At 60.8% G+C, this 21,632-nt stretch carries 23 protein-coding genes and 1 pseudogene; 16 read left to right on the plus strand and 8 right to left on the minus strand.

The features are described from left to right. The first annotated feature begins 193 nt into the window (after positions 1-193). The 8 genes from rsxA (at position 194) to gloA (ending at position 7,639) form a co-directional block, all read left to right on the plus strand. Positions 194-775, plus strand: a complete 582-nt coding sequence (gene rsxA, locus AB5Y50_RS16805) for an electron transport complex subunit RsxA (protein ID WP_049636130.1) — start codon at positions 194-196, stop codon at positions 773-775. Between the two features lie 4 nt (positions 776-779). After that, a complete protein-coding gene (rsxB, locus tag AB5Y50_RS16810) occupies positions 780-1,346 on the plus strand; it encodes an electron transport complex subunit RsxB (protein ID WP_049636131.1) in 567 nt (188 codons plus the stop codon). Between the two features lie 14 nt (positions 1,347-1,360). Continuing rightward, positions 1,361-3,991, plus strand: coding sequence for an electron transport complex subunit RsxC (gene rsxC / locus AB5Y50_RS16815; RefSeq protein WP_275059301.1), 2,631 nt, complete (start codon positions 1,361-1,363; stop codon positions 3,989-3,991). 3 nt (positions 3,992-3,994) lie between these two features. Continuing rightward, a complete protein-coding gene (gene rsxD / locus AB5Y50_RS16820) occupies positions 3,995-5,047 on the plus strand; it encodes an electron transport complex subunit RsxD (RefSeq protein ID WP_010674314.1) in 1,053 nt (350 codons plus the stop codon). Between the two features lie 43 nt (positions 5,048-5,090). After that, complete coding sequence (gene rsxG / locus AB5Y50_RS16825; RefSeq protein WP_041212825.1) at positions 5,091-5,723, plus strand: electron transport complex subunit RsxG; 633 nt, start codon at positions 5,091-5,093, stop codon at positions 5,721-5,723. 16 nt (positions 5,724-5,739) lie between these two features. Beyond that, on the plus strand, positions 5,740-6,498 hold the full coding sequence (locus AB5Y50_RS16830; protein ID WP_010674312.1) for an electron transport complex subunit E: 759 nt from the start codon (positions 5,740-5,742) through the stop codon (positions 6,496-6,498). A gap of 14 nt (positions 6,499-6,512) precedes the next feature. Further along, positions 6,513-7,154, plus strand: coding sequence for an endonuclease III (gene nth / locus AB5Y50_RS16835; protein WP_042863644.1), 642 nt, complete (start codon positions 6,513-6,515; stop codon positions 7,152-7,154). A gap of 77 nt (positions 7,155-7,231) precedes the next feature. Beyond that, complete coding sequence (gene gloA / locus AB5Y50_RS16840) at positions 7,232-7,639, plus strand: lactoylglutathione lyase (protein WP_010674310.1); 408 nt, start codon at positions 7,232-7,234, stop codon at positions 7,637-7,639. Between the two features lie 69 nt (positions 7,640-7,708). Here the strand turns inward: gloA and AB5Y50_RS16845 are convergent, their stop codons facing one another. Continuing rightward, a complete protein-coding gene (locus tag AB5Y50_RS16845) occupies positions 7,709-9,340 on the minus strand; it encodes a methyl-accepting chemotaxis protein (RefSeq protein WP_010674309.1) in 1,632 nt (543 codons plus the stop codon). 295 nt (positions 9,341-9,635) lie between these two features. Here AB5Y50_RS16845 and AB5Y50_RS16850 point away from each other — a divergent pair, with 295 nt between their 5' ends. The 5 genes from AB5Y50_RS16850 to AB5Y50_RS16870 all read left to right on the plus strand — a co-directional run bounded on the left by AB5Y50_RS16850 (position 9,636) and on the right by AB5Y50_RS16870 (position 14,059). Further along, on the plus strand, positions 9,636-10,565 hold the full coding sequence (locus AB5Y50_RS16850; protein WP_069784651.1) for a ZIP family metal transporter: 930 nt from the start codon (positions 9,636-9,638) through the stop codon (positions 10,563-10,565). A gap of 142 nt (positions 10,566-10,707) precedes the next feature. After that, the gene (locus tag AB5Y50_RS16855) at positions 10,708-11,466 is read left to right on the plus strand and encodes an ABC transporter substrate-binding protein (RefSeq protein ID WP_069784652.1); all 759 of its coding nucleotides are present in this window, start codon (positions 10,708-10,710) and stop codon (positions 11,464-11,466) included. 100 nt (positions 11,467-11,566) lie between these two features. Then, positions 11,567-12,259 (plus strand): 5'-methylthioadenosine/S-adenosylhomocysteine nucleosidase, encoded by a 693-nt coding sequence (mtnN, locus tag AB5Y50_RS16860; protein ID WP_069784685.1) that lies wholly within the window; start codon positions 11,567-11,569, stop codon positions 12,257-12,259. Positions 12,260-12,285: 26 nt separating this feature from the next. Next, positions 12,286-13,218, plus strand: coding sequence for a cobalamin biosynthesis protein (locus tag AB5Y50_RS16865; RefSeq protein ID WP_069784686.1), 933 nt, complete (start codon positions 12,286-12,288; stop codon positions 13,216-13,218). 61 nt (positions 13,219-13,279) lie between these two features. Further along, on the plus strand, positions 13,280-14,059 hold the full coding sequence (locus tag AB5Y50_RS16870) for an ABC transporter substrate-binding protein (protein WP_368163093.1): 780 nt from the start codon (positions 13,280-13,282) through the stop codon (positions 14,057-14,059). Between the two features lie 71 nt (positions 14,060-14,130). Here the strand turns inward: AB5Y50_RS16870 and fliB are convergent, their stop codons facing one another. The 7 genes and pseudogenes from fliB to AB5Y50_RS16905 all read right to left on the minus strand — a co-directional run bounded on the left by fliB (position 14,131) and on the right by AB5Y50_RS16905 (position 19,756). Continuing rightward, a complete protein-coding gene (gene fliB / locus AB5Y50_RS16875) occupies positions 14,131-15,306 on the minus strand; it encodes a flagellin lysine-N-methylase (protein ID WP_103858581.1) in 1,176 nt (391 codons plus the stop codon). A 150-nt stretch (positions 15,307-15,456) separates the two neighbouring features. After that, positions 15,457-16,113 (minus strand): hypothetical protein, encoded by a 657-nt coding sequence (locus AB5Y50_RS16880; protein ID WP_103858580.1) that lies wholly within the window; start codon positions 16,111-16,113, stop codon positions 15,457-15,459. A gap of 159 nt (positions 16,114-16,272) precedes the next feature. Further along, a complete protein-coding gene (locus AB5Y50_RS16885; protein ID WP_103858579.1) occupies positions 16,273-16,587 on the minus strand; it encodes a hypothetical protein in 315 nt (104 codons plus the stop codon). After that, on the minus strand, positions 16,584-17,009 hold the full coding sequence (gene fliS / locus AB5Y50_RS16890) for a flagellar export chaperone FliS (protein WP_103858578.1): 426 nt from the start codon (positions 17,007-17,009) through the stop codon (positions 16,584-16,586). Before fliS ends, AB5Y50_RS16885 begins: the two co-directional genes overlap by 4 nt. Before the next feature lie 25 nt (positions 17,010-17,034). Next, a pseudogene (fliD, locus tag AB5Y50_RS16895) lies at positions 17,035-18,417 on the minus strand (flagellar filament capping protein FliD). Between the two features lie 28 nt (positions 18,418-18,445). Then, positions 18,446-18,901: a flagellar protein FlaG gene (locus AB5Y50_RS16900; protein WP_226169597.1), complete on the minus strand. Its 456-nt coding sequence runs from the start codon at positions 18,899-18,901 to the stop codon at positions 18,446-18,448. Between the two features lie 36 nt (positions 18,902-18,937). Beyond that, positions 18,938-19,756, minus strand: a complete 819-nt coding sequence (locus tag AB5Y50_RS16905) for a flagellin (RefSeq protein WP_103858577.1) — start codon at positions 19,754-19,756, stop codon at positions 18,938-18,940. A gap of 416 nt (positions 19,757-20,172) precedes the next feature. On the opposite strand from AB5Y50_RS16905, the gene AB5Y50_RS16910 reads away from it, so the two are divergent. From AB5Y50_RS16910 to AB5Y50_RS16920, 3 genes are all read left to right on the plus strand, one after another. After that, entirely contained in the window at positions 20,173-20,805 is a 633-nt protein-coding gene (locus tag AB5Y50_RS16910) for a trimeric intracellular cation channel family protein (RefSeq protein WP_103858576.1), read from the plus strand. A gap of 114 nt (positions 20,806-20,919) precedes the next feature. Beyond that, complete coding sequence (locus tag AB5Y50_RS16915; RefSeq protein WP_103858575.1) at positions 20,920-21,309, plus strand: hypothetical protein; 390 nt, start codon at positions 20,920-20,922, stop codon at positions 21,307-21,309. A 128-nt stretch (positions 21,310-21,437) separates the two neighbouring features. Beyond that, a partial coding sequence (locus tag AB5Y50_RS16920) for a transposase domain-containing protein (protein ID WP_368162519.1) occupies positions 21,438-21,632 on the plus strand: 195 nt, incomplete at its 3' end.

Raw genomic sequence — 21,632 nt, forward strand, 5'->3', positions numbered from 1 at the left:
AAGCAGGAACCCGGTACTGCGCGAGCAGCTATCACCCAGTAATGGGAATCCCCCTCCTGTGACGCGAAGCGCTAAGGTGGGGGAGGATGTCAAGAATTGGGCATTCGAATAATAACCATACGGCCTTGCGGTTGTCTAAAGGCACCTAACATCAGATAATACGGCCGCCTTCATACCGGATAACCCATCTTCAATGACTGAGTACCTGCTTTTACTGGTCGGCACCGTGCTGATCAACAACTTCGTGCTGGTGAAGTTCCTCGGCCTTTGCCCCTTCATGGGTGTCTCCGGCAAGCTGGAAACCGCCATCGGCATGGGTCTGGCCACCACCTTCGTCATGACGCTGGCCAGCGCCTGCTCCTATCTGATGGAGCACTACATCCTGATCCCGCTGGAGATCGCCTACCTGCGCATCCTGGGCTTCATTCTGGTGATCGCCGTGGTGGTCCAGTTCACCGAGATGGTGATCCGCAAGAGCAGCCCGACCCTCTATCGCCTGCTCGGCATCTTCCTGCCGCTCATCACCACCAACTGTGCCGTGCTCGGCGTGGCGCTGCTCAGCATCAACGAGCGCCACAACTTCATCCAGAGCATCATCTACGGCTTCGGGGCCGCCGTCGGCTTCTCCCTGGTGCTGATCCTGTTTGCCGCCATGCGTGAGCGGCTGGTGGCCGCCGACGTGCCGGCACCGTTTCGTGGCGTCTCCATCGCCATGGTCACCGCTGGCCTGATGTCGCTGGCCTTCATGGGCTTTACCGGCCTCATCAAGATATAACGCTATGATTCACATACTCTTTGCCATTCTGGTGCTGGCCCTGCTTGCCCTGGCCTTCGGCATCATTCTCGGCTTTGCCGCCGTCAAGTTTCATGTGCAGGCCGATCCCATCGTCGATCAGCTCGATGCTCTGTTGCCCCAGACCCAGTGCGGCCAGTGCGGTTACCCGGGCTGCAAACCCTACGCAGAAGCCCTGGCCAATGGCGACAAGATCAACAAGTGCGTGCCCGGTGGCGACGCCACCATGCGCAAGATTGCCGACCTGATGGGGGTCGAGCCCCAGTCTCTGGACGGCGGTGAAGACGCGGCAATCCCCGTCAAGAAGGTGGCCTTCATTCACGAAGACATGTGCATCGGTTGCACCAAGTGCATCCAGGCCTGTCCGGTCGACGCCATCCTGGGTGCCACCAAGGCGATGCACACCGTCATCGAGGCCGAGTGCACCGGGTGCGACCTCTGCGTCGACCCCTGCCCGACCGACTGTATCGAAATGATCCCGGTGCCGACCACGGTCGACAACTGGAAATGGGATCTGGCCAAGGTCGCCATTCCGGTCAAGATAGTGGAATAAACAGCGGAGTAACCATGCAGCATCTGCTCGAACGCATCAAAGCCGGCACTCTGTGGGATTTTCACGGCGGCATCCATCCCCCCGAGAACAAGCACCAGTCCAGCCTGACCCCCGTCGTTGACGCGGGCCTTCCCCCACAGCTCATCATTCCGGTGCGCCAGCACGCGGGTCCGGCCGGCGAACTGCTGGTGCGGGTGGGGGACAAGGTCAAGAAGGGGCAACCCCTCACCCGTTTTGACAAGGGACGCATCGTGCCGGTGCACGCTTCCACCTCGGGCACCATCACCGCCATCGAGCAGCACACGGTGGCGCACCCCTCCGGTCTTGACGATCTCTGCATCCTCCTCACCCCGGACGGAGACGATGCCTGGGGCGAGCGCACACCCCAGCCTGACTACTGGAACCTGGAGCGGGGGGCGTTGCTCGAGCGCATCCAGCAGGCCGGCATCGCCGGGCTCGGCGGCGCCGTCTTCCCGACCCACAGCAAGCTCGACGGCCGTGGCCAGCTCACCGAGATCCTCATCGTCAACGGGCTGGAGTGCGAACCCTACATCACCACAGATGACCGTCTGATGCAGGAATACGCCGACGAGATCATGGACGGCATCCGGGTACTCAAGCACCTGCTCAAGCCCAAGCTCACCCTGATCGGGGTGGAAGACAACAAACCGGCGGCCATCGAGGCCCTGACCCGCCATGCCAGCGACGCCGACGTGCTGGTCAAGTCGGTACCAACCAAGTACCCCTCCGGCGGCGCCAAACAGACCATAGAGCTGCTCACCGGACGCCAGGTGCCCAAGGGAGGCCGGGCGGTGGACATGGGCATCATGGTGCTCAACGTCGCCACCGTCTTTGCCATCAAGCGCGCCATCATCGATGGGGAGCCGCTCATCGAGCGCATCGTCACCCTCACCGGCGACGCCTTCAAGAAACCCGGCAATGCCTGGGTGCGTCTGGGCACGCCGGTACGCTGGCTGCTCCAGCGTTTCGAGCTGCAACCGGAGGCGGATCAGCGGGTCATCATGGGGGGCCCCATGATGGGCTTCACCCTGCCCCACGCCATGGTCCCCGTGGTCAAGGCCACCAACTGCCTGCTCTCCCCCACCCGCGCCGAGCTGCCGCCCCCCGGCCCGGAACAGGCCTGCATCCGTTGCAGTGCCTGCGCCGATGCCTGCCCCGCCACCCTGCTGCCCCAGGAGCTTTACTGGTACAGCCGGGTCAAGGAGTACGACAAGGCCGAGAAGCTCAACCTCTTTGACTGTATCGAGTGCGGCGCCTGTGCCTGGGTCTGCCCGAGCGAAATCCCCCTGGTGCAGTACTACAAGATCGCCAAGGATGACATCCGCGAGGCCCGTGCCGAGGCCGAGAAGGCCGAACGTGCCAAGCAGCGCTTCGAGGCCAAGCAGGCTCGCTTCGAGCGTGAGAAGGCGGCCCGCGAAGCCCGCCACGCCGAGGCCGCAGCCCAGCGCCGTCAGGCCATGACGGCCGCGGGGGGAGAAGATCCCGTCGCCGCTGCCCTCGCCCGCCTCAAGGCCAAGCAGGAGACCACCCAGGCAGGCACCAGCGAGCCAGCACCGGACAACGGCGCCATGATTGCCGCCAGAGAGGCGCGCAAGCAGGAGGCCATCGCCCGTCGTGCCGCCAAGGCCGCCAATGGCGAGGGCAATGGGCTGGCTGACACCCCGGCATCTGGGGAGCAACATCCCAAGGCAGAGCTGGATCCCAAGAAAGCCGCCATCGCCGCCGCCCTGGCACGGGCCAAGGCCAAGAAAGCCGCCCTGGCGCAAGGGGACACGCCGATGGATGCGGATAAAACATCCGTGAACACAAGCGATAACGCCGTTGAGGCCCCGGCCGCCGCATCCGAGCCCGCCGCCGAGGTGGACCCCAAGAAGGCGGCCATTGCCGCCGCCATCGCCCGGGCCAAGGCCAAGAAGGCCGCCCAGGCGCAAGGTGATGGGCCTGTGGTCGCGGGCGAGACATCCGTGAACACAAGCGAACACGCCGTTGAGGCCCCTGCCGCCGCATCCGAGCCCGCCGCCGAGGTGGACCCCAAGAAGGCGGCCATTGCCGCCGCCATCGCCCGGGCCAAGGCCAAGAAAGCCGCCCAGGCGCAAGGTGATGGGCCTGTGGTCGCGGGTGAGACATCCGTGAACACAACCGAACACGCCGTTGAGGCCCCGGCCGCCGCATCCGAGCCCGCCGCCGAAGTGGACCCCAAGAAGGCGGCCATTGCCGCCGCCATCGCCCGGGCCAAGGCCAAGAAAGCCGCCCAGGCGCAAGGTGATGGGCCTGTGGTCGCAGGTGAGACATCCGTGAACACAACCGAACACGCCGTTGAGGCCCCTGCCGCCGCATCCGAGCCCGCCGCCGAGGTGGACCCCAAGAAGGCGGCCATTGCCGCCGCCATCGCACGGGCCAAGGCCAAAAAAGCCGCCCAGGCGCAAGGTGACGGGCCGGTGGACGCGGATAAGACATCCGTGAACACAACCGATAACGCCGTTGAGGCCCTGGCCGCCGCATCCGAGCCCGCCGCAGAGGTGGACCCCAAGAAGGCGGCCATCGCCGCCGCCATCGCCCGGGCCAAAGCCAAGAAGCTGGCGGCCGAGGCTGCCTCCTCCCCTTCGACCGACAAGAGCCACTGATCCATGTTCAATATCGCGAGTGCGCCTTTTGCCCACAACCGCAAACAGACCCAGACCCTGATGGTGCTGGTGATCCTGGCCTGCCTGCCCGGCTTCCTGGCGCAGACCTGGTTCTTCGGCTGGGGGACCCTGATCCAGATCCTGCTGGCGCTGGTCACGGCCCTGGGTTCGGAGGCCCTGGTCCTTCGCCTGCGCGGCCGCCCCGTCAAACCGGCCCTGCTGGATGGCAGCGCGGCGCTCACCGCCGTGCTCATCGGTCTCTCCCTGCCCCCCCTGCTGCCCTGGTGGATGCTGGTGCTGGGCACGGCGTTCGCCATCATCATCGCCAAGCATCTCTATGGCGGGCTCGGTCAGAACCTGTTCAATCCTGCCATGGTGGCCTATGTGCTGCTGCTGGTCTCCTTCCCGGTCCAGATGACCAGCTGGCTGCCCCCCTCCAGCATCGCCGCCTACGACATCGGCTTCGCCGATGCGGCCTCGGTGATCTTCACCGGCTTCAGCCTCGACGGCTACAGCATGCTGCAGCTCAAGCAGGGGGTGGATGGCCTGACCATGGCCACGCCGCTGGATACCTTAAAGACCGGGCTGACCCAGGGGCTGACCGCCACCGAAGTGATGACCCACAAGGTCTTCGAGGGCTGGGGTGGCATCGGCTGGAGCTGGGTCAACCTCGGCTACCTGCTGGGAGGCCTCTTCCTGCTCCAGCAGAAAGTGATCAACTGGCGCATTCCGACTGCCGTGCTGGGCGCATTGCTGCTCGCTGCCACCCTGGGCTATCTGGCCACCCCGGATGCCACCGCCACCCCCATGCTGCACCTGTTCAGCGGTGCCACCATGCTCGGGGCCTTCTTCATCGCCACCGATCCGGTGAGTGCCAGCACCACCGCAAAGGGGCGCCTCGTCTACGGTGTGCTCATCGGCGTGCTGGTCTATGTCATCCGCCGTTTTGGCGGCTATCCGGATGCCTTCGCCTTCGCCGTGTTGCTGGCCAACCTGTGCGTTCCCCTGATTGACAGTCTGACCCGCCCCAAGGTCTATGGAGCCCGTCGCAAATGAACCCCCATCTGAATTGCCGCAGACGCGAGACAGGGAGCCTCCCATGTTGAAAAGCATGCGCAAGAATGGCCTGACCCTGGCCCTCTTTGCCCTCGGCTGCACCGCCATGGTGGTGCTGACCAACGAACTGACCCGGGATCGCATCGCCCACCAGCAAGAGCTGGAGAAGCTGCGCACCCTGCAGGCCCTGCTGCCCGAGGGGAGTTATGACAACGATCTGGTGGCCAGTTGCAAGCTGGTCAGCAGCCGGGAATACCTGGGCAGCGATGAGCCCATGCCCCTCTATACCGCCACTCTCAAAGGGGTGCATACCGGCTACGCGCTGGAAACCGTGGCCCCCGATGGTTACAGTGGAGCCATTCGCATGGTGGTCGGCACCGATGCCAAGGGGGCCGTCAGTGCGGTCAGGGTGCTGGCCCACAAGGAAACCCCGGGGCTTGGTGACAAGATAGAACTGAAGAAATCCAGCTGGATCGACAGCTTCACCGGCAAGTCCCTCACGGCCGACAACGACGCCACCTGGGCGGTGAAGAAGGATGGCGGCGAATTCGACGCCTTCACCGGGGCAACCATCACCCCGCGGGCCGTGGTCAAGGCGGTGAAAAATTTGCTGAGGCTGCAACAGGAGCACCCCGAACTGCTGCACGATGCCCCCTCCTGCCATACCAACCCCTAACGCCGGAGCACACGCAATGGAACAAGTCGACGTGATTGACACGGCCAGCCAACCCGCCGGGGAAAGTGGCCGCCGCGAAGAGCTCAAGGAGCTGATGCTGCAGGGACTGTGGAAGAACAACCCCTCCCTGGTGCAGGTGCTGGGACTCTGCCCCACCCTGGCGGTCTCCTCCACCTTTACCAATGCGCTGGGGCTCGGCCTTGCCACCATGGTGGTACTGGTCTGCTCCAACCTCGCCGTCTCCCTGGTGCGCAACTGGGTGCCCAAGGATATCCGCATCCCGGTCTACGTGATGATCATCGCGGCCCTGGTGACCAGCGTGCAGCTGTTGATGAACGCCTACACCTACGGCCTCTATCAGGCGCTCGGCATCTTCATCGCCCTCATCGTCACCAACTGCGTCATCATCGGCCGCGCCGAAGCCTATGCCTCCAAGAACCCGCCCCTGCTTGCCGCCCTCGACGGCTTCATGATGGGGCTGGGCTTTACCCTGGTGCTGCTGGTACTGGGGGGCCTTCGCGAGATCATCGGCATGGGCACCCTGTTTGACGGTGCCGAGCTGCTGCTGGGTGACTGGGCCAAGTCATTGCGCGTCGAGCTGTTCCACGCCGACGCCAGCCTGCTGCTGGCGATCCTGCCCCCCGGCGGCTTCATCGGCCTCGGTTTGATGATCGCCGGCAAAAACGCCATCAACGACTGGATGGGCCGCAAGCAGAGTGCCGAGAAGGCCCACTGCACCGTGCCGGCGGCGGGCGCCCGCACTACCCAGCTCTGAGACAAGAGAGAGCCATGAACAACCAGAAACGCAGGCTGATCCTGGAGCGGTTGCGCGATGACAACCCCCATCCCACCACAGAGCTCAACTTCACCACGCCCTTCGAGCTGCTCATCGCCGTGCTGCTTTCGGCCCAGGCCACCGATGTCAGCGTCAACAAGGCCACCGACAAGCTCTATCCGGTGGCCAACACCCCCCAGGCCATGCTGGAACTGGGGGTGGACGGGGTCAAGGAGTACATCAAGACCATTGGCCTCTTCAACACCAAGGCCGAGAACGTCATCAAGACCTGCGCCATTTTGCTGGAGCGCCACGGCGGCGAGGTGCCGGAGAATCGCGAGGCCCTCGAGGCCCTGCCCGGCGTCGGCCGCAAGACGGCCAACGTGGTGCTCAACACCGCCTTCGGCTGGCCCACCATCGCCGTCGACACCCATATCTTCCGGGTCTCCAACCGCACCGGCTTTGCAGTGGGCAAGAACGTCGATCAGGTGGAGGAGAAGCTGCTCAAGGTGGTCCCCGCCGAGTTCAAGCTGGACGTGCATCACTGGCTCATCCTGCACGGGCGTTACACCTGTCTCGCCCGCAAGCCCCGCTGCGGCTCCTGCATCATCGAAGATTTGTGCGAATACAAAGAGAAGGTCTATCCCGAGAGTTGATCTGCAGGCCTCTGCGGATCCGGTCTCGGGCAATGGATTCAAGGCAGTACCAATCCACCAACCCGGAGAATTGAGCAATGAGAATTCTGCATACCATGTTGCGCGTCGGCGATCTGCAACGTTCCATCGACTTCTACACCCGAGTGCTGGGCATGACACTGCTGCGCAAGAGCGAGAACAGCGAATACAAGTACACCCTGGCCTTCGTCGGCTACGGCGACGAGAAGGATGAAGCCGTCATCGAGCTCACCTACAACTGGGGCGTGAGCGAATACGAGCTCGGTTCCGCCTATGGTCACATCGCCCTGGAAGCGGACGACATCTATGCCACCTGCGAGGCGCTGCGCGCCGCCGGCGCCAAGATCACCCGCGAACCGGGCCCTGTGAAGGGCGGTACCACCGTCATCGCCTTCGTGGAAGACCCGGACGGCTACAAGATTGAGCTGATTGCCAAGAAAGACGCCGGTACCGGCCTGGGCGCCTGAGCCCACGCCGCCTGGCGGTGAGAAAAACAACGGGGCCCAGGGCCCCGTTTTCATTGGCTGCGGCCACCGTCAGGCCAGGCGGAAGCGCCCCATGCTCTGGCGCAGACCCGCCGCCAGCTGGCTCAGCTCCAGACAGGCTTTGGCGGTGTGATCCGCGCCGGTCGCGACCTCGTTGGAGGAGTCGTTGATGCGCGCCACGTTGCGGCCCAGCTCATCGGAGACCGCATCCTGCTCGCCACAGGCACTGGCAATCTGGATCGCCATGTCGGCTATCTGGGCCACCGCCTCTTCAATCTGACGAATGCCCGCGCTGGTGCGTTCGCTCTGGCTCACGCACTGGCGGATCATCTCGCAACTCTGGCCGGTCACCGACTTCGCCCGGTTGGCACGGGCCTGCAGGGTCTCGATGATGGCGACGATTTCGCCGGTGGAGGCCTGGGTACGCCCCGCCAGGGTGCGCACCTCGTCGGCCACCACCGCAAAGCCGCGCCCCTGCTCACCGGCACGGGCCGCCTCGATGGCGGCATTGAGTGCCAGCAGGTTGGTCTGGTCGGCAATGCCGCGAATGACATCCACCACCAGGTTGATCTGGGCGGACTCTTTCTCCAGTTCACTCACCAGGTTGCCCGCCTGCTCCATCTCACCGGCCACCCGGGTGATGGCATCCAGGGCCCCCTGCACATCCTGACTGCCGCGGCGAGCCAGGGCATTGGCGGAGCTTGCCGACTCCGAGGCCACCTCGGTGTTGCCCGCCACATCCGCTACCGTCGCCTTCATCTGGGCCATGGCGGTGGCAACCTGGGCTATCTCCTGCTGCTGGCTCTGGATCCCCTGGGATGATTGCTCGGAGACCGCGCTCACCTCCTCGATGGCGGCTCCCAGCTGGGTCACGGCGGCGGCCACCTCCTCGATGAGCCCACGCAGGTTGTCCTGCATCTTGAGGGAGGCGCTGGCCAGCATCCCCAGTTCGTCCTGCCCGATGTGCTGGCGATCCAGCCGATGGGTCAGATCCCCCAGGGCGATGGCATTGGCCTGGGCCACCACGGCTTGCAGGGGCAGGCAGATCTGGCGGGTGAGGAACCAGGTCATGACCCCCATGAAGATCAGCAGGGTCGCGATGCTCACCACGGCAAAGGTCATCACCATGGTGACGCTGCCAAGCAGGCTGCCACGGTTCTCTTCCACAAAGCCAAGATTCACTTTCACCAGTGCACGCACCGCCAGCTCCAGCTCGGTGTAGAGCCCGTTCGAGCGAAACAGCGCCTCCCTGGCCTCATCCCTGCTGCCCTGGAACAACAGGGCATCCACCTGGTTGACGGCCCCCAGATATTGCAGCCACTGCTGCTTGACGCGGTTGAAGGCCTGGCGTTCATGCTCGGCCCCCACGGTTGCCTCGTAGGCATCCATGACCTGCTGCACCTTGCCCAGGCTCTCCTGGATGCGGGCGCGGCGAACCTGCCTGTCGACGGCATCTTCCACCATCAGCAGGGCAAACTGGGCACGGCGCACATAGGAGACGTCGTAGAGCAGGTTGTCCACCGAGAGCACGCTTGGCAGGGTGGAGTCGGTGAAGTTCAATACCCGATCCCGAATGTCCCGCAGTTCGGTGGCGAGAAACAGGCCGAAGACGGCGTTGATGACGGCAATGACCGCAAAGACGGCGGCAATTTTCTTGCCGATGGAGAGATGCTTGTAAGACATGTTGGCTGGTGATCCTCGACTGCAGATGTGCAGTGACACAATGATCACATCCGTGTAAGCGGTGACCCGAGACTCCTGACGGGAAATGACGATGGGAGCAAAGAGAGGGGATCCCTTGCTTCCCGCTCGCCCCACGCCGGGCCTTGTGCCCGCCACGAGGCTGCCAGCACAGGAGCGACCAGCTCGACGCAAAACTTGAGCCGATTGCCACAATCGGTCCGCCGTCATGGACAAAGCAGGGGCCAGGTTATGTAATGGCCGCTCGTCTCTCCCCATTCCTGTCTTCAGAGGCCCCATGGACAACGTATCGACCCTCTCCCCTTCCTGGTCTGTCCAACTGCGCGAGCAGATAGCGGATCGCCCCCTCATCGCCCTGGGGCTGCTGCTCGCCCTGGTCGCCGTGCTGCTGCTCCTGGTGCAGAGTCTCGTCATGCTGGCAGCAGGGGAGATCACGCCCGGAGTACGCTATGGCCTCATCGGCGGCGCTGCGGGTTTTGCCGCCACGGCGCTGGGCGCCCTGCCTGCCCTGTTCCTGCGCGCCGTTTCCCAACGGGTGGAAGATGCCATGCTGGGGTTCGCCGCCGGCATGATGCTGGCGGCGAGCGCCTTCTCCCTGCTGCTGCCGGGGCTCGAGGCCGCCGAGGGGATCACGGGTGACGGCTTCCTCGCCGCCGCCGTGGTGGTGGCCGGCATGACCCTCGGAGTGCTGCTGATGCTGGGACTGGATCAATTCACCCCTCACGAACACGACAAGACCGGCCCCTGTGGTCCCGGCCATGAGAGCTGCTCACGGGTCTGGCTGTTCGTCTTCGCCATCGCCCTGCACAACCTGCCCGAAGGCATGGCCATCGGGGTCAGCTTCTCCCAGGGGGACATGACGGTGGGACTGCCCCTCACGACCGCCATTGCCCTGCAGGACATTCCCGAAGGACTGGCTGTAGCGCTGGCCATGTGCGCAGCCGGTTTTCGCCCGCCGGTGGCCGTGCTGGTCGCCATCGGCAGCGGCCTGCTGGAACCGCTCGGCGCCCTGCTCGGGGTCGGACTCGCCAGCGGCATGGCCATCGCCTACCCCATCGGCCTCGGGCTCGCGGCTGGTGCCATGCTGTTTGTGGTCTCCCACGAAGTGATCCCGGAAACCCATCGCAACGGCCACCAGACCCACGCCACCCTGGGCCTGATGGCAGGCTTCGCCCTGATGATGACCCTCGACACCGCGCTCGGCTGATCACCCCCCTCAAGCCCCGTGCGCCCGGTGACGACAGCGCGAACCCCTTGAAATAAGAGGGGGAAATCGCCTAATGTTGAGCCCCCGGCGCCCTTTGACTGGTTGATGTACGGCGCCTGAATCCCATCGGAAGCCTGCCCGGATGACCCTCAGGATAATCCTGCTGCTGTGTCTGCTTGTCCTCACCGCCAGGGCCATTGGCGCCACCGAGGTCTTTCATACGGCCGCGCAACAGGCGTCGTCCCCCAAGTACGTGACGCTCCCCGACGGGCATGTCGGCGGGATCTGCGTCGATCTCTTCCGGCTCATGGAAGCGAGGGAGCCTGCCCTTCGCATTGAGGGAGATCAGCGCTTCCTGCCGCTGCGACGGCTGGAAAAGAAGGTGCAGCACGGCCAGCTGGACTTCATCTGCGGCGTGGGAGAGAGCCCGGCCAGGCGGGATCACTTTATCGTCCTGACCCCCGCCATCTTCACGGTGCGCTACCACCTGGCGGTGCGCCGTGACGATCCCGTCGAGATACGCAGCTGGCAGGATGTCAGGGCCCTCGGCCAGGGGGGCATCATCCTCATCAACCATGGCAGCGGTGCCATCGCCCGGCTCCAGGACATCGGCGGCCTCATCATCGACAGCGGCGGGATCAGCAACCAGGCCAACTACGAGAAGTTGTTGATGAAGCGCGGCCGTTTCGTCTACTACCGCTCCCCGGGGGTTGAGTCCGACTTGCGCGAACAGGGGCTGGCCGACAAGATCCGCATCCTCCCCACCGTGATGGAAGAGACTCCCTTCTACATCCTGTTCCATCGCCACAGTGCCCCAGAGCGCCTGACCCTGTTCGCCAACACCCTGCAACGGCTCGCAGACAGTGGTGAACTGGCCGCCCTGGCCAGACGCTACCCCTGACCCCCCATCCGCGCCATCGCAATGCTCGGCGCCACCGCCAAGTTTTGCTATCATCCACGCCAACTTTTTCGGCCCAGCGGCCATCGAGACGAGGTAGATGATGAAAGTAGGTATTATCGGCGCCATGGAGCAGGAAGTGGCCCTGCTGCGCAGCCAGCTGAGCGAGCCCACCACCCTGCAACTGGGCGGCTGCGAGTTCTATCAGGGCAAGCTGGCCGGTAAAGAGGTGATCCTGACCCGCTCCGGCATCGGCAAGGTCGCCGCCAGCGTCGCCACCAGCCTGCTGCTGGAGAAGTTCGCTCCCGATTGCGTCATCAACACCGGTTCCGCCGGCGGCTTCGCCCAGGATCTGCACATCGGTGACGTGGTCATCGCGAGCGAGATGCGCTTCCACGACGTGGACGTGACCGCCTTCGGTTACGAGATGGGCCAGATGGCCCAGCAGCCCGCCGCCTTCCCCTGCGACGAAAAACTCATCGCCCTGGCACAAGCCTGCATTGCCGAGCAAGGCAAGCACCAGACCAAGATCGGGCTCATCTGCACCGGCGATCAGTTCATGTGCAAGCCGGACGCCATCGCGAAAGCCCGTGCCGACTTCCCGCAGATGCTGGCGGTGGAGATGGAAGGGGCCGCCATCGGCCAGGTGTGCCACATGTTCAAGGTGCCCTATCTGGTGGTACGGGCCATGTCGGACATCGCCGGCAAGGAGCAGGTGGAATCCTTCGATGCCTTCATCGAGGTGGCGGGTCAACACTCCGCCGAAGTGATCATCGCGCTGCTCGGCAAGCTGTGATCGACGCCCCCTCCTGGGATGCTCTGATGACCGCCCTCGCCTCCACGACGGCGGCCATCATGGTGGGGGCCGCCCTGCTGGAGGCCCTGCTGCCCTGGCCCGCACGCTTTCGACCCGGCGCAGCCGTGCCTCTGCTCACCCGCCTCGGCCAGAAGGTCTATCGCCCCGACGGCACGCTGCGCCAGCAAATCCAAGCGGGACTCTTTGCCCTGCTGGTGGTCTGGGTGCCCTGCGCTGCCGGTCTCTGGGCAATGCGCAATCTCTCCCTCTCCGAGCCCCTGTTCGACCTCCTGTTCCTGCTGCTGATGCTCGAATCCCGCCCCTTGCGGGAACTTGCCCGGGGGAGCCGCGCCCTGGCGACCCAGGAGACGCTGGTCGTGGCAAGGCTGCAGGTCGCCCCCTGGCTCAAGCGGGAGACCGGCAAGCTCTCGGTGATGGGGTTGAACAAGGCGGTGAGCGAGACCTGCGTACTGCGCCTCGTCGGTCAGTGGGCCGCCCCCCTGCTGGGCTTCGCCCTGGCCGGGGTACAGGGTGCCCTGCTGGTGCGGCTCGCCCAGTTGACCCATCTGGCGTGGAACCCCAAGCAAAGCGCGTTCGTCCACTTCGGCCGCCCGGCTGCGGCGCTCTATCAGGGTTTCTGCGCCCCCGCCATCCTGTTGCTGGCGCTCCCCCTGTGCCTGACCCAGGTGCGCGGGCTGGGCAACAGAGTGCGGCCTGCGCTGCATTGGCCCCATCCCGCCATGGGGGTCCTGCTCGCGCTGCTGGCCCGGGCGACGGGCAGCCGACTCGGAGGCCCCCGCTACTATCAGGGCCAGCTGGTGCGCTTTCCGATATTTGATGAAGGGAGCGAACCCGATGCCAACCTGCCCCTGCGCCTGCTGCAGCGTCTGCAACTGACCGGCTGGGGCTGGCTCGGGCTCTCGCTGCTCCTGACATGGATGGCGCTCAATCATGGCTGATCGCGTTTCCCTTCGTGCCCTGGGCCTGTTTGTCTGCCTGCTGGGCACCTCACTGTGCGCCATGGCCACCCCGCCGCAGCGCATCGTGAGCCTCACTCCCCATCTGACGGAACTGCTGTTCGATATCGGCGCCGGGGATCGCGTGGTCGCCACCGACGACGCCTCCGATTATCCCCCCGAGGTGGCGTCCCTGCCGCGGGTCGCCAACTATCGCAGCATCAACCTCGAAGCCCTGCTGGCCCAGAAGCCGGATCTGGTGGTGGCCTGGCGCTCGGCCCAGGCCCGCATGCTGGCCCCCGTCGAGAAGCTCGGTATCCCCGTCTTCTACTCGGAGCCCACCGACTTTGCCTCGCTGGCCACCGAGATGCGCAGCCTGGGGCGCCTGCTTGGCGTCGAACAACAAGCCGACGCCAGAGCCGACGCCTATCTGGCCAGACTCAATGCCCTGGCGGCGCGCTATGGCAAGCCCAAGTCCGTCTCGGTCTTCTACCAGCTCTGGTATCCGCCGCTGACCAGCGTCAATGATTCGACCTGGCCCGGCCAGGCCATCACCCTGTGCGGCGGCCGCAACATCATGGCCAAGGCGGCGACCCCCTATCCCCAGGTCGGGCTGGAGCAGGTGATCAAGGCCGACCCTGATCTCATCCTGGCCGGCAGCCAGGACCCTGAGGTGCTGGCGCACTGGCAACAGTGGCCCATGCTGGACGCCGTCAAGCAGCGGCGGCTCGCCCTCATCAACGCCGATGAGCTGCACCGCTTCACCCCCCGCGCCCTCAACGCGGTGGAGCAGATATGCGAAGCGATCGGCGCTAGCGCGATCAAGAGCCGCAGCGGAGGGTAACATCCCCCTTGCACACAATCGCAACCGGATTACTCAGAAAAAAACCGTATCAGGCTATATATCCGGCGGCATCAACCTCGCTCATTGCCCGTCTTTAATAGCGCATAAAGTGTAATATCGCTGGCCAGCCCTGATTGCTGCAGCCCTTGCGCCAATACGGTCAAGAACTTGGGATTGTGTTGGCGAAGTGTATGGTAGCTATAAAACAGGTCCGTCACATCTTTTTCGGTAAGTGCTTCTTCATCTATCGCGATCAAGGATAAATAGCTGCGCAGCAAGAAATAGTCCGCAATGAGAAGCTGATAAGCTATTTGAGGAGAATCAAATCCTGATGGAAACTGATTGTGATAGACATGATAAAGCAGATAGTTCTGTTGAATATGGGGGCGTTGCGTCAAAAATGGCACTACCTTCTGGTGCCAGCTTTTATGTATCAGCAGCAGCTTGTCCTCATTAAACTCCCCCTCTAACACCTGATTTATTTTATTCAGGCAACGGAGCATCACAGCCCTTCCACGACGTTGCTGGTTTTGTACTAACAAATGCGTCAGGGTACGCAAGGCCCACCACTGCACTTTACCAATAAAAGGAATTTGAGAAAACGCCGCGCTCAACTGGCCATCATTGATCATGGGAATTAATTGCTCGATAAATGCCTGGTTTGAGCCCTTGCTTTCATCCCTGTGCACCAACATACCGATCAGCCATAGTTTATCTTCTATCGTCATACCGTCGGCAAGCAGCACATCGATACTCAATGAATGCAGTGTATCAATGGTGCTGGGCACGGGAGAGGGCCTGACCTGCCCCTTGAATGGGGTGACATCAACCACCATGGCATCTGGATTCAAGAGTACCTGCCTGCTCACCTCCGGGCAGGAGAGCATCAGGCTGCGCCTGTGCTGGACACCAAATTGCTGCAGTTGCCTGGGGTAGGTCTTACAGGTGTGGCTCAGTGCCTCTGCACCAATCTTCTTATGCACATTGCATAATCCAACATCATCCAGAAAGGGACAGGCGCCAGACTCATCCATGCGGATAGTCCCCCAGTGAGCGTCTGATTTTTTCACTTTCTCGATATGCTGCTTGGCCGTGCTTTGGATCAGCTGATCCGGATGACTGACATAATTACGATAAGTTTTCTTGTCTATCGAAATCGTCCATCCATGGCAGCAATTATCCTCACACTTGTCGCCAATACATTGAAAATCTTGGTAATATCTGGGGGTTACCAGGGTATGGGTCATGCTGATGTCCTCAAGTAAATCATTCGGATAACCCCCCCATCATGGGCGTAGGTTTAAATTAAGCGCAATATGCATGCCTACATAGCAGGTCATAATCACCTGATGTTATTAGAGTCATGCCAAAATAGTCACTGACATGACTCATCATTCCTAGTTGTCTTTGGAACTCTCAATTTGTTTTATTTCTACAATATCACGGGTTTTTGGCGCTGGTATCAGGCTGATAAACCTGGCCAGACTTAGCAGTGTCATGAACAGGCCGACAGTCGCGTGAAAAAGCAGCACAGAGGCAGCCATAGTGCTTTTTGGCAATAAATCGAAATCACCAAATGAGGTCATTGTGATAAAACTGCTATAAATACCACCAAAGACAGTGCCTGTGCCTGGCTGCCATTTATGTTCGAAATCAGCGGCCATCACCGTATATGTGCACGCAAGCCAAAGAATGATCTCGAAGTAATTATGCAGCAACAACAATACGATACGACGGTAACCCTCAAGTCGGTATTCACCGCCCGCTTTTACTACCCGATATTCATCAAACAGCAAGACGTTCGTCTGGTACACGACGATCTCAAAGGTTCGAAGAAACCCATACCCCATAAAAAGGTATCCCATCACAGGATAGGGTGAGTAGACGGCGACCACTACCGCCACCATGGACAGGACGAGGTGACTCAGCACCCAACAATCGACAAATCGAGCGGTGATTGCTGAGGGGAACAGTTTCCTTACCAGTGTGAATACCGACACTTTCGCCAGTATGCCAAAGATGCTTGACCAAAACTCAACAATAAATGAGGGCATATAAAAACCTAAGTGCTTGCGTACGATTCATGTTCACTTCATATCAGAAAAGTAAGATGAATACTCGACAATCTAAACAGTACGAATGATTCATCACTGGCGGTCGTGACTTTTATCAAATATCAAACAAAGCAACACGCTGTCTCGGCTGGCCAGAGCTTACCTATTCCCATCATAAGTAGACTTTGCCTTGTTGACCCTGCCAAGGGTCACTAGCTGCATGGCAATCTCATTCTTAAACGTTTCAGCCAGACTTCTCAGCCTCTCTTCTTTTGCTAGTTGATCTCTGACCAAGGTAGCCAATTCCGCTGACGCCATCTTCTGTTGCCGAGAAAAGTCCTTCAGCGCCGTGATGATCGCCAAACGCTCATCCATACAAGCTAGGGCCTCTTCATATTGATGACTCGCCAATAATTGCTGCAGGGTCGCGATATTATCGCTCAACGCATCGTCATAAGCGTTCAGCTCATTCACAGCACACTCCCTGACGCTTGCCTTAGCTGGAAACCCTGCTGCTTATCCGCGTCGGTGATTTGATCCCAAGCCGACTTGATCGTCACCATCAGTGTCATGACCTCATCGAGGGGCTGAACGTCACGCCGCACGCTGGCCTCCCAGATACGCTCATCCATATAGGCATAGAGCGCAAACAGATCCTCCGCGATCTGCCCTTGTGTCATATCCAGAGCATCCTGAAGGCCATGCACCAGTCCCTGAGCCTTGGAGATGGTTCTGGCCTTTGCCTCCATGTCCTTGCGCTCTATGGCTCCCTTCGCCTGTGCGAGGCACTCCAGAAGTCCTTGCATCATCAGCTGAATGACCCTATGGGGATCCGCAACCACCAGGTCCGCTTCGATACTGGTTGTCTTATATGCCTTCAGATTACGGTGGTACATAACATGGGTCCTCGAAATATCACTCTCAGTTATTGTTTATTTGCAATGCTGACAGTGCTGCCGCTGAGTTATTCATTTTCACGAGCAGGGCATCCAGGCTGCCGTATTGGGCGCGCAAGGCGGCTTCATATTTAACCAGCTGCTCATTGGTGGTGGCCTGTTTCTGACTCAGGCTGCGCAGATCTGAATTAAGGGTATCGGTCCGTTGCGCCAGCATGCCCCCTGACTTGGTGTACTCCTTCAGACCCTTGGTCAGGGTCGCCGCCAACCCCTCATCCCCGCCAAGCAGAGCCGCCACCTGATCGAAGTTCTTGTCGACCGCCTCGCCAAATTTCTCTTTATCGAGGGAGAGCTTGCCCTTGTTGTCCATCTTGACACCAAGCTCGAAGATGGTGGAATAGGTGGTGCTGGTGCCGCCCGGGTTGGTAATGACGTTGGTCATGAAGTTGCTGATGGCCCGGGTAACGGAATCTCCCGCCAGGGCCCCGCCATCATCCTGACGCACACCACCGACGATGCTGTTGCGCTTGCCCAAGCCGCTCAGTTTCTCCTGCAGCGCGTTGTAGCCATCGATAAACTTCTACACCGTCTCTTCGATGGCGGTCTTGTCGGTGGTGATATCTACCTTGTTGGACTTGAGGTCGCCATTGCTGTCGGTGTCGGAGACCCGCAACACGGTCAGCTTCAGGTCCTGAATGACGTCATCGAAGACATTGGTATCGCTCTTGAGCACATTGCCATCGACCAGGATCTCGGCGCTGGACGCCTGTTGCGTCTCTGCCATTTTGCCCGTGAACTTATCTTGCAGTTCGGTCGTGCTACCCGTGATGACCAGATCCTTGCCATCTCCCGAGACCCCAGAATCGATGACAAGCTTCGCCTTGCCATCGGCGGTATTGACGATGTTGGCACTGAGCCCGAAGTTGTCGCCATCATTGTTGATGCGCTTGCGGATGTTTTGCAGGGTATCCCCCGCCTTGACGTCGACCGTGAACTCCTTGTCCCCCGCCTTGAAGGTCAGTTGGCCATCCTGGGTGACAAGCGGCACGGTCGAGCTGTCAAAGATCCCTTCCTGGCGGCTGGTGGTTGCCAATTTGTTGACGGTGATATTGTACTGGCCGTTCGAGGTGCCACTCTTGCTCTCCACTGCCAGCACAGGATCATCTTTATTCTGGGTGATATTGATGGCCCGCTTGTTGAAGGCACCGGGTTTGCTCAAGGTATCCAAAATATCGGTGAAGGCGGTGAGGGAGGACTTGAGCTGGCCTATGCCAGACAAGGTGATATTGGTGCTGTTCTGCTTGGTGATGATGGGTTGCTGCAACTGCGCCTTCCTGGCGGCCACGCTCGCCGTGATCACGCTCTCGAGATCGATGCCCGACCCCGCTCCGGCGGAGGTAATCGCCATAACATGCTCCTCTTATCTCGTTAAAAACCTATACCTGACCGTCGAACAGCAGCCCGGAGAGGCCGGAACCATCGCCCTGATTCTTCCCCATCTCCTGTAGCCGCTTGTTCATCTGGAGGATCTCCTCGCTCGGGATCTGGCGGATCACCTGCCTGGTCTCGGCATCGATCACCTGGATTACCGGTCGGTCAAACTCGGGCACCAGACTGAAATGGATAGCCCACCCCTTTAGTTTGCCCAAGCTGGTCAGCTTCTCTTGCAATTCTTGGGCCTGTTTTTCTGTTTCATCATTATTCTTGGATGACGACGCTGTGGCCTTCGAAGGCTCTTCCTTCGCAGTCTTGTTTGCCAGGTCGGCGCTTACCTGCTCGACGGTTTGCTCCTCAGCAGAGGCCGATGGCGCAGAAACAGGCATGGCGGCCCGAGGGCCGCCATGGGAAGTGAGCGTCGAGGTAGAAGCCATGACGATGGGTTCATTGGCCATCTGCCGCTCCTTATTCAGAGGTTAATCAGGACCGATTTAGCGACCCAGCAGCGACAGGGCCGACTGCGGACGCTGGTTGGCCTGGGCCAGGATGCTGGAGGCAGCCTGCTGCAGAATGTTCTGTTTGGTCATGTTCGCAGTCTCGGTCGCGAAGTCCGCATCGCGGATACGGGAACGGGCAGCACTGACGTTTTCCGAGATATTGGACTGGTTGCGGATGGTGGAATCCAGCCGGTTTTGCACCGCACCCAGATCGGCACGATAGCCATCCACTTCTTTAATCACGTCATCGATGTCGGCCAGCGCAGTTTGGGCCCCAGTCTTATCTGATATGTCATATGCGTCAACTCCCAATGTGGCAGCGCTCATTGCTTTGAGATCGACACTAATAATTTGATTAGCATCAGCTCCAACTTGGAAGTCGTATGTTTTATCAGCAGCAAAGAGATTCGTGCCTGCAAAGGTGGTATCGCTACCGATCCGAGTAATTTCCTCCTGCAGTGCAACTACCTCTTTCTGCAAAGCGGCACGATCGTCATCACTGTTTGTATCATTGGCAGACTGTTGTGCCAGGGTGCGCATGCGTTGCAGCATGGAAGTTACTTCGTCCATGGCCCCTTCCGCAGTCTGAGCCATAGATATACCGTCGTTGGCGTTGCGGTTGCCCTGGTCCAGGCCGTTGATCTGGGAAGTCATCCGGCTGGAGATCTGCAGACCGGCCGCATCGTCCTTGGCGCTGTTGATACGCAGGCCTGAAGCAAGGCGGGTATAGGAGGTATCCAAGGATTTACTGGAATTCGCCAGGTTGCGTTGGGCATTGAGGGACGAGACGTTGGTGCTGATGTACATGGACATAATGAATTCTCCTGATAAGTCTAAAACTGCGGATCCCAGGGCGCACGGCGATTGAGATCCCTCTTCAGTCCGCAGGGCCAATCCGCTGCCGGTGACTGAGGCAGATCTGATTCAACGTGGTGATGACCAGATCCGCAGCACTGCAAAAAGTTGGATTTCCTGACACCCTTCCATTTGCTTCCCCCTTAGTAACGGCACCACCGCCCGATGCTTTAGAAGATTTTTCGCCTCATCATGTACAAATCTGTATGTTCTCCCGGTAACAGCCACACTGCAGTCTCAGCCTGTCTATCGGCCCAGACCATTGCATCCAGAAACCCGCTCTGGCTCCCACTTTTGCATGCCGGCATTGCTCACACGCACCCCTTGCCCCTAAAATCGCCGCCCCATCACTTATTGGACGTGAGTTGTTCTCCATGCAGACACTGGTTGAGCAGATTGTTTACATCAGCGACATGTTTGGTACTGCAGTATTCGCGTTTTCGGGGGTATTGGTGGCAGGGCGCCTCAGAATGGACGGCTTCGGCGTCATGGTGCTGGCTGCGGTGACCGCCATCGGGGGCGGCACCATCCGCGACATGATCCTGGGGGCGACCCCGGTCTTCTGGGTGCGCGATCCCCTCTATATCTGGGTGGTCATCGCCACGGCCCTCCTCGGCATGTGGATGGTCAAGTTGCCCCGCCGCATGCCCTGGTATGTGCTGCCGGTGGCGGACGCCTTCGGTCTCGCACTCTTTACCGTGATCGGCGCCCAGAAGGCGCTCAATTTCGGCACCTCCGGGCTGATTGCCGTCCTCATGGGCACCATGACAGGGGTGGCTGGCGGCATGATCCGGGACGTGCTGGCCCGGGAAGTGCCCATGGTGCTGCAAAAGGAGATCTACGCCACCGCCTGCATCCTCGGGGGCATCCTCTATACCCTGTCACTGGAGGTCGGGGTAGACAGGGTCAGCGCCATGCTCATCAGCATGCTGGGGGTATTCGGCCTGCGCGTGGCGGCCATCTACTGGCATCTCTCCCTGCCCACCTTCTCGCTGCAGCGCAATTGAGAAGCCTCAGAGTGGGCGAGATCCCATCCCGGCAGGGACAAGATTGAACCAAGCCGGCTTTTCTGTTGTCATACAGGGGTCGTTTCAAGCCGGACTCTCTCAATGCATTCTCTCATGCAAAAACTTGGGCTCATTACCACGCTGACGCTGATGATGGTGGCGGCTCATGCGGGGGCACAGGCCCTGTTCGGGCGTCTGGCATCCACCCCGGTGCAGCAGTTCAACCAGCAGATCCGTCAGGCGAGCAGCAGTCAGCAAGGCTGGGTCAACGACTATCGCGAAGTGGCTCGCCGCTTCGTCGGCCATAAAGATGTACCCACCCGTATCCATGCTCAACAGCTGGACAACGATCTGGTGCTCTCGGTGGCCCTTGATGGCCAGCGTAGCGACATGCTCTACATCCTGACCCTGTTTCGCAGCAACAACCTGTGGCAGATGCGTCAGGCCGAGATGGGCTGGCGCTGCCAGGGCCAGGAGACCTTTACCCCCGTCCCCTGCCCCTGATCATCACCGAACATCTGAAATAAAAAAATCCGGCGCCTTGGCCGTAATGCCGATCAGTTAAGGATCCATTGACCGATCCTCAGGCTGTGTAAGAATCCGAAACTCCTTGTTGGGTTTCGGATTTTTTTATGCGTATCGACCAAGCTCTCGACTTCATTCACGCCTGTCCTCCCGGAAAGTTTGAGTCCCTGTCTGACCTGCTGTCACCTGAACTGGTGCAGGCTTGCTTGGCCGAGACGGGCTCCGTCTCCTTGCGCCGACGGCGCATGCCCATGGAGCGGGTGCTATGGGCCATTATCGGGATGTCCTTGTTTCGTCATGTC

The sequence above is a fragment of the Aeromonas sp. s6 genome (assembly GCF_040907815.1).
Lineage (GTDB): Bacteria > Pseudomonadota > Gammaproteobacteria > Enterobacterales > Aeromonadaceae > Aeromonas > Aeromonas caviae.